This is a genomic window from Coleofasciculus sp. G3-WIS-01, from assembly GCF_040223135.1.
In the GTDB taxonomy this organism is placed as follows: domain Bacteria; phylum Cyanobacteriota; class Cyanobacteriia; order Cyanobacteriales; family Coleofasciculaceae; genus Coleofasciculus.
In genome coordinates this window covers 1-7,409 of the sequence record NZ_JAVJZI010000081.1, presented here as the reverse complement: position 1 = coordinate 7,409, position 7,409 = coordinate 1, and the positions used below count along the sequence as shown (strand labels likewise).

At 46.5% G+C, this 7,409-nt stretch carries 7 protein-coding genes; 1 reads left to right on the top strand and 6 read right to left on the bottom strand.

The window, feature by feature from the left end; translation table 11 throughout:
- Positions 1-125 precede the first annotated feature (125 nt).
- The 3 genes from RIM23_RS08550 to psb27 form a co-directional block, all read right to left on the bottom strand.
- Positions 126-1,349, bottom strand: a complete 1,224-nt coding sequence (locus RIM23_RS08550; protein ID WP_446366209.1) for a response regulator — start codon at positions 1,347-1,349, stop codon at positions 126-128.
- Positions 1,350-1,411: 62 nt separating this feature from the next.
- Positions 1,412-2,893, bottom strand: coding sequence for a family 10 glycosylhydrolase (locus tag RIM23_RS08545; protein ID WP_446366207.1), 1,482 nt, complete (start codon positions 2,891-2,893; stop codon positions 1,412-1,414).
- A 406-nt stretch (positions 2,894-3,299) separates the two neighbouring features.
- Positions 3,300-3,698, bottom strand: coding sequence for a photosystem II protein Psb27 (gene psb27, locus RIM23_RS08540; RefSeq protein WP_446366205.1), 399 nt, complete (start codon positions 3,696-3,698; stop codon positions 3,300-3,302).
- Between the two features lie 252 nt (positions 3,699-3,950).
- Between psb27 and RIM23_RS08535 the strand changes: the two genes are divergently transcribed.
- Complete coding sequence (locus tag RIM23_RS08535; protein WP_446366203.1) at positions 3,951-4,139, top strand: hypothetical protein; 189 nt, start codon at positions 3,951-3,953, stop codon at positions 4,137-4,139.
- 143 nt (positions 4,140-4,282) lie between these two features.
- On the opposite strand, the gene pstB is transcribed toward RIM23_RS08535, so the two are convergent.
- The 3 genes from pstB to pstC all read right to left on the bottom strand — a co-directional run bounded on the left by pstB (position 4,283) and on the right by pstC (position 7,237).
- Entirely contained in the window at positions 4,283-5,110 is an 828-nt protein-coding gene (pstB, locus tag RIM23_RS08530) for a phosphate ABC transporter ATP-binding protein PstB (protein WP_446366201.1), read from the bottom strand.
- Between the two features lie 131 nt (positions 5,111-5,241).
- Complete coding sequence (gene pstA, locus RIM23_RS08525) at positions 5,242-6,153, bottom strand: phosphate ABC transporter permease PstA (RefSeq protein ID WP_446366199.1); 912 nt, start codon at positions 6,151-6,153, stop codon at positions 5,242-5,244.
- A gap of 133 nt (positions 6,154-6,286) precedes the next feature.
- Positions 6,287-7,237 (bottom strand): phosphate ABC transporter permease subunit PstC, encoded by a 951-nt coding sequence (gene pstC, locus RIM23_RS08520; protein ID WP_446366197.1) that lies wholly within the window; start codon positions 7,235-7,237, stop codon positions 6,287-6,289.
- Positions 7,238-7,409 lie beyond the last annotated feature (172 nt).

Genomic DNA, 7,409 nt, shown 5'->3' with positions numbered 1-7,409 from the left:
ATCGATTGGCGATACTCACGACTTTCGCCTGTGCTAGACTACTTTTATAGATTAACACATTATTTATTACAATACAAGACTAAGAGAAAATAAAAAGTCGTCCTAAAAGGACGAGGCTTGTATCCCTAGTTCTCGGTCAATAATGCCGGAATCGTGAAATAAAACGTTGTTCCTACTCCCAGAGATGATTCGACCCAAATTTGCCCGTCGTGATGTTCCACAATTTTCTGACAAATCGATAAACCAATCCCTGTTCCTGGATATTCTTCATTGGTATGTAAACGTTGGAACACCTTAAAAATTCGTTCAAAATATGCCGATTCTATGCCAATACCATTATCCTGAACCCTAAATACCCATTCATTAAACTCAGTGGGTTCTGGCGGAATCGGCGGCACAATAGCGGACTCATAACTTGATGGAGAAATTTTTTGGCGCAATTCTGCCGCAATTTTAATCTCTGGTGCCACCTCAGGGGAGCAAAATTTGAGGGCATTACTGATTAAGTTTTGAAACAGTTGTACCAGTTGGATGCCATCTGCCATGACAATAGGTAAATGTTCGCAGGTAATCACAGCACCCCGTTGTTGAATCACACTGTCTAAATTCGCCAAAACGGACTCGATCACCTGATTGCAGTCTGTTGGTTCAAACTCTGCCCCCTGAGTTTCAACTCGTGAATAGTTAAGCAAATCCTGAATCAGCTTTTCCATGCGATCGCCTGCCTCTAAAATCCGATTCATGTAATGATCAGCTTTGTCATCCAGCAAACCCTGGTATTTTTGGCAAAAGAGCTGACCAAACGCCTTCATCGTTTGCAGAGGCGATCGCAAATCATGAGAGGCAATGCGGGCAAATTCTTCCAAGTCTTGATTCGAGCGGATTAGATCCCCGTTGAGTTGCTGAAGTTGTTGATTCTGTTGCTGCAATTGCCAATTTTGCTCAACAATTTGCTGTTGCTGGCAGACAATCGTCAGTTGGTTCTTCACCCGCGATAACACTTCTTGCACATGAAAGGGCTTGGTAATATAGTCTGAGCCTCCCACCTCAAAGGCTTTTACCTTATCCCATTCATTATCCAACGCGCTCAAAAAAATAACGGGAATGTGCTGGGTTCGTTCATCTGATTTTAAGTGCTGACATAGTTGATACCCATCCATTTGAGGCATCATAATATCCAGCAAAATTAGCTGTGGCAGAGCCTTTTCGATACCCATTAATGCCATTTTTGCGCTAATAGCATTTCTCACCTTATATCCCGCCTCGCTTAGAGTTGTCGATAACAGACGCAAATTGTTGGGTTGATCATCGACAATCAAGACATAGCCGGGAGTTTTTAGGTTAGTCATGGTAAAGGGGTTGAGTCAGGTTCACTAAACTCATGCTATTACACCGACTGAGGCTGGAAACTTTACTGTAGCCGACAGAACTTGCGATCGCGGTCAAATTCTGGCTCTTGCCAGGAAAAGGCAAAATGACTCACGCTACTAATACCAGGAATTCGCTGACGGATTGCTTCCATCTGTTTTTCTAGAGAGGGGCGATTGCTGACAGATTTACCCCAGGTTCCGGCTAGGGCTGGTATTATTTTGGTACTCATCGGCGCCCGCTCCACAACTCGTCGGACTAAGTTCTCAATGCAACCTGTGTGACCGCAAACGCCATAAACCATGGGATGCCACTCTAAAGTTGGGGCAAAATGATCCCAAGGCTGCAATCGGGAATCATACCCTCCTTGACCAACAACTTGATTACCGTCGGGAAAAAATACAGCTCCGGCTTTGATTCCAGCACGCTGAGCGGGTAATGTCGCCATGGACAGAAAATCTAACACCCCTTGAGCTGCATGAGCAACGCTAAGCTGCCACAATTGCCAGTTTAGGGCGGATGTGCTATCTGCCTCGGAGGGCGATCGACCTTGCCACATCGGTGTGGGTTCGTTGGGATAACGTATCTTGACTGATTCTACATCTTTCGTACTAATTGAACCATCTTGCACGTAACGTTGAATCAGTTCGCGTCCTTGATTGTTGAGAGCGCGATTATATAAGGCTTGTTGGGAAGCTTCACTATATATCCATAAGTCTTTAACCTTAGTGGCAACCGAATCTGAGCCGCTACCACGAGGATAACGAATATAGTCAAATAACATACCATCAGGGCGACGTTTCGTCACTGCCTGAACCAGTTGGTAGTAATCCGTTTTAGCTTGATTATTATAGGGATCGATAAAGACTTGGGACTGGTCGTGAACAAAGGATAAGCTAGTTTGACCTCGACCATTGCGAGCTAGGACACCTTGCCTATCCATACGCTGGGCATAAGTGTAACCGAAGTTCATCGAGAACATCCAAGCATCAACCCGCAATCCCCGTTCATGCCCTTTTTGAATAGTCTGGGCTAATAAATCCACACGTTCATATCCCGGTGTTCGCACGACTGGGGGCCAGGGGGTGGGGTTGTCTGAGGCGGGGAGCAAGACTTGACCATCAGAAAAGACTTCCACATAAACCTTGTTGTAGCCTCGATTTACAATACGGTCAAGAATCTCGTCAATCGCACCCGTGCGAACATCACAGGCATATAGGCGTAGCCATATCGCTTGATCTTGGGGGAAGGTGCGAGAGCGACATTGGCGCAAAACATCAGCATGTTGTTTGACGATGGCTTTATAGCGGTTATCAAAATCTGGGTTCCCTTTGATCGCACCCAGGCGGAGGCTTTCTTTTTGCGCGATCGCATCATCCGTAAAGTGGCAATAGCCAGCCGTTTGAGCCTGCGCCGTTTGAGCCGCATAGCCCTGAGTGATTACACTACTTGTCAACAAGGCTGCAACCAGTGAGCGATAATAATATCGCCAATGCCATACCCTAGGGACAAGACTGTTGGACATTCCTACAAAAAACACAAAAGAACAACATTAATCGCGGGTATCCCCATCTTCTCCGAAGGAAAGGCGGGGTTGATCAAGTGGGTGTCTTTAGTATTAACAGACAATCGAACGAATCGACAAATTATCCCAGACACAGTTAAGAACGTTATTTTGTAGTTCTGAGCATTATGTCCTGTTTCCGGAAATGGCGCTCAGGTTATCTTTATGGATGAGAGAGGGGAGGAAATTTTGACCCTTCACGGCGTTTGAGGGCATAGCGCGTGAATGTTTAGGGGCGGGTTTAGGAATTTTCTTATGGCTATTGATGGTAACGTTTCGACAAAACCCGCCCTGACTGTTCCAGACGTAGCATGCTACGTCTGGAACAACCTCATCACCCCATCTTCCCATCTCCCCTTAAATCAGGTTAAGCTCCACGTCTTATCGCTCGTTCCACCTGCCGGAATTCTTGCTCTAGACGATCTTTGAGCTTCTGGGGTAAGGGACGATTGGGATAGGAGCTATAGTAACCTGCTAGAGAATTGAGGGCTGTTCTCATCGTGGAGAACGAACTCAGGTTAGCGACAGAGCTATCTCGACGATAGCGCGAAATATACTCATTAATGCTTTGACGCGCTTTTGACTGAGCCTCTGCCTTATCAGGCGCATCGTCTGGTAGTTCAATCGCTGCTCTCAAGGAGTCCAAGGCGGTTAGAGTGTCTTGGCTATAATTGCCCACCAAACCAGTGCTGCTCGACGAACACCCCGTTAGCGCGATCGCAGCCACGAGGACAAGGGCAACAAGACGGGATAAGTAGCGCTTCATAAGCATCATTCACAATAGACGAAATTTCAAAGTAAAATTGATCCTAACCCGGATTGGTGTCACATAGTTTTGAGTTTTGACCCTTCACGACCTTCGATGGCATGGCTCGTGAGTTTTCAGGTAAGGTAGTGAGGAGAGCGAAGCCTGAGTGAAGCGAAAACATCTGGAAAAGTGTCGTCAGTGAGACGCTTACCTAGCTTTGTCATCTCAAAATATCGTATCCTTGCCAGAGATACTGGATGGGTGTTAACAATGGATTCAAAAACGAACGAAGTCAAACAAATGGCATCTCAATTACTCGCAGGTATGCTGGCTAATCCTCATATTTACGCCACAATCAGTGATGAGGGACACCAAGGACAGCTAGAACAAAAACTGATCCTGATGGCGGTGGAGATGGCAGAGGATTTGATTGACAAGGCTGAAAGCCGTCATCCTTGATCAACCCCGTCCTACTTCTTGAGGGCGGGGATTCGGGCGAATTATGTTAAGTTAAGATAACTTGAAACTGCCCAGTGGATTGAATCCCATTTGGAACAGTATATCCCTAGGGTGAAGCGAGGATTTGTTGGCGACGAGCAAACTTAACCGAATCGTCCGCTTACATAGTCTTTCGTGGCTTCCTCCTTGGGATTTTGGAAGATATTTTCAGTTTCGTCATACTCGACTAAGTACCCTTGCTTTCCGCCCTTTTCTGTGGCTTTGGCATTGAAGAAGGCGGTCATATCAGCAACCCGTGTGGCTTGCTGCATATTGTGCGTCACAATCACAATACTGTACTTTTGTTTCAGTTCGTGCATTAAATCTTCAACTTTAAGAGTTGAAATCGGGTCAAGAGAAGCACAAGGTTCGTCCATTAATACCACATCTGGGTTAATCGCGATCGCACGGGCAATACATAACCGTTGCTGTTGTCCCCCAGATAGCGCCATCCCATTGGTTTTTAGCTTATCTTTGACCTCATCCCATAAAGCTGCAGCGCGTAGGGAGTTTTCAACTAATTCATCTAGATTACCTTTATAGTTATTCACCCTGGCGCCATAGGCAATATTGTCATAAATTGATTTGGGGAACGGGTTTGGTTTTTGGAACACCATACCAATCCGTCGCCGTACCTCTACCGGATCGACCTTTTTGTCATAAAGGTTTTTCTGGCGATAGTAAACTTTACCCTCAATGTGAAATGAATCAATTAAATCGTTGAGACGGTTGAAGCAGCGGAGCAATGTGCTTTTACCACAACCCGAAGGACCGATAAAAGCCGTGATCCGGTTTTTGGGAATTGCGATAGACACCCCCTTAACCGCTAAAAATTTGCCATAGTAAATATCTAGGTTTTCCGTTCGTAAAACCGTTTCTGTTGATTGCTCATTGGCTTGATTTGGCTCGGCAATTTTCCGATGAGATTCCATGATAATTTTCACTGATTTTTTAGTTGGCATCCTGTTCCAACAAGTAGTTTTTCTTTAGAGCTTAGAACTTTATTGAACTTCAGATTTTATTCTATATAGGTCGGTTAATTTGATCATTCATAATCCATAAGTCAGTAAATGCTTTTCCGAGTTGCCCAGCGAGAAATTACACTGGTTAATAAGACCAAAGCCACCAGGATTAAAGAAGCCGCCCAAGCTAATTCTTGCTGAGCCGAAAAAGGCGAGGTGGCAAAATTGTAAACTAACACAGCCAGGGAGGGAGTCGGTTGACATATCCCTGAGGGCCAGAAGAAGGTGAATAGAGCCGTGAAAATTAGCGGGGCTGTTTCGCCAGCGGCGCGAGCAACCGCCAAGGTAGTTCCCGTCAAGATGGCGGGTAAAGCGGCGGGTAGAACCACTCTCAATACGGTTTGATATTCCGAAGCTCCCACACCCACAGACGCCCAGCGCACATCCTGAGGCACGATTTGCAGGGCTTCATCGGTAGTTCTGATGATAATCGGTAGCATTAGTACCGCCAGTGCTACACCTCCGGCAAATGCAGAAAAGCTACCTGAACAGGGGATGAATCCCTGTCCAAGCACAATCAGCCCGTAAGCAAATATCCCGGCAATAATTGAAGGGACACCACTCAAAACATTAGTGGCAAAACGAATCCAGCGAGCAATTGGACCTGAACTAAATTCAGATAGATAAACGGCGGCTAAAACACCAATAGGAACACTAATCAGCGCCCCAATAGCAATCACAATCAACGTACCGACAATCGCATTGCCCACACCGCCACCTGATAAACCCGCCGCCGGGGGCAATTCCGTAAATAAGTCTAAGTTCAGGCGGTTAAATCCTTTGATGATCACATATATAATTACCGCAAACAACGGAATCAGGGCAATAACTAGGCAAGCTCCGGCTAGGATAGTCATCACGATGCCAAACAGCGATCGCCCACTCGTGTATGAACGAGTAAAACTGTGAGTGGGAAAGTCTTCAGGTTGTTTATCTTGGATATTTTCTGCCATAAAGTTTTCAAGTTTTGACGTTTTGACCCTTCGCGACCTTTGAGAGCGTGAATAGACTTGAAATTTCCTTTGTGCAGACGTTCCACGCCTTACGTCTCTACTACCCCTACTTTCCTGCTCCCACTATCTCACCTTAAAACTTCTTAACTTGGCGCACAATCAACTCCGCCAGAATATTAACGATTAGTGTTAAGACAAATAGCACGAACCCGGCATACATTAAAGCCGCAACCTGTAAACCTGAAGCTTCAGCAAATTGATTCGCTAAAAGGGAGGCGATGGTGTTGGCTGGAGCAAGGATAGAAAAATTAAGTTGATTGGCATTACCAATCAGCAAAGTCACTGCCATGGTTTCGCCCATCGCTCGACCTAGCCCTAACATTATGCCACCGACAATGCCCGAAAATGCCGCCGGAATCAGAACCCGAAAGATAGTTTGCCAGCGGGTGGCTCCCAAGCCCAGAGATGCTTGTCGCAGATCTGGAGGGAGGGAAGCCAAGGAATCGCGAGAAATTGCCGTAATAATCGGCAAAATCATAATCGTTAAAATAATTCCCGCCGGAAACATACCCACCCTTGTCGGCTCTGTACTAAACAAAGGAATCCAGCCGAAGTTGTTATGCAGCCACTCCTCAAGAGGAAGCAAGACAGGAATCAAAACATAAATGCCCCATAGCCCGTAAACCACACTGGGAATCGCCGCTAACAGTTCCACCATAAACACCAGAGTCATCCGCGCTGATTTGGGCAGAAAGTTTTCGCTCAAAAAGACGGCGGTACCAATTCCCAGAGGTACAGCAAACAGCAGTGCGATCGCGGAACTCATCAGCGTCCCGTAGATCATGGGTAACGCCCCATAATTGTCTTCTACGGGATTCCAGGCGCTGTTGACCAGAAAATTCAGACCAAATTCCCCGATCGCGGGCAAGGCTTCTATGCCCACTGTGATCGCGATGAAGATTAAAATTCCCGCAACTGACAGCGCTAAGATGCGAGCCAGCCAGACAAACCCCCGGTCTAGAGTCTTTTCAACCCTCGACCGTTCGGGGAGTACTGCTGAATGAGATTCAGCTTGTGTGGTCATAAAAATCCTTCGTTGTGGGAAACCCTGTGTACCTTCGCTTCGCTTATCGGGCAAGCTTTAGACCAGGGAGGAACACGCGGTAGCGGTTTAAGAAGCATACCCCTTTCGGGGTGGAGGGGTATGGTTGCCCCTCCGGTTTTCACCCATTTCTGGGGTAAAGTTAGCCTCGCCA

Excerpts from the sequence above, each read along its gene's own strand:
- psb27 (WP_446366205.1), bottom strand. The coding sequence starts at position 3,698 with ATGAAGCGCTACTTATCCCGTCTTGTTGCCCTTGTCCTCGTGGCTGCG.
- pstA (WP_446366199.1), bottom strand. The coding sequence starts at position 6,153 with ATGGCAGAAAATATCCAAGATAAACAACCTGAAGACTTTCCCACTCAC.
- pstB (WP_446366201.1), bottom strand. The coding sequence starts at position 5,110 with ATGGAATCTCATCGGAAAATTGCCGAGCCAAATCAAGCCAATGAGCAA.
- pstC (WP_446366197.1), bottom strand. The coding sequence starts at position 7,237 with ATGACCACACAAGCTGAATCTCATTCAGCAGTACTCCCCGAACGGTCG.
- RIM23_RS08545 (WP_446366207.1), bottom strand. The coding sequence starts at position 2,893 with ATGTCCAACAGTCTTGTCCCTAGGGTATGGCATTGGCGATATTATTAT.
- RIM23_RS08550 (WP_446366209.1), bottom strand. The coding sequence starts at position 1,349 with ATGACTAACCTAAAAACTCCCGGCTATGTCTTGATTGTCGATGATCAA.
- RIM23_RS08535 (WP_446366203.1), top strand. The coding sequence starts at position 3,951 with ATGGATTCAAAAACGAACGAAGTCAAACAAATGGCATCTCAATTACTC.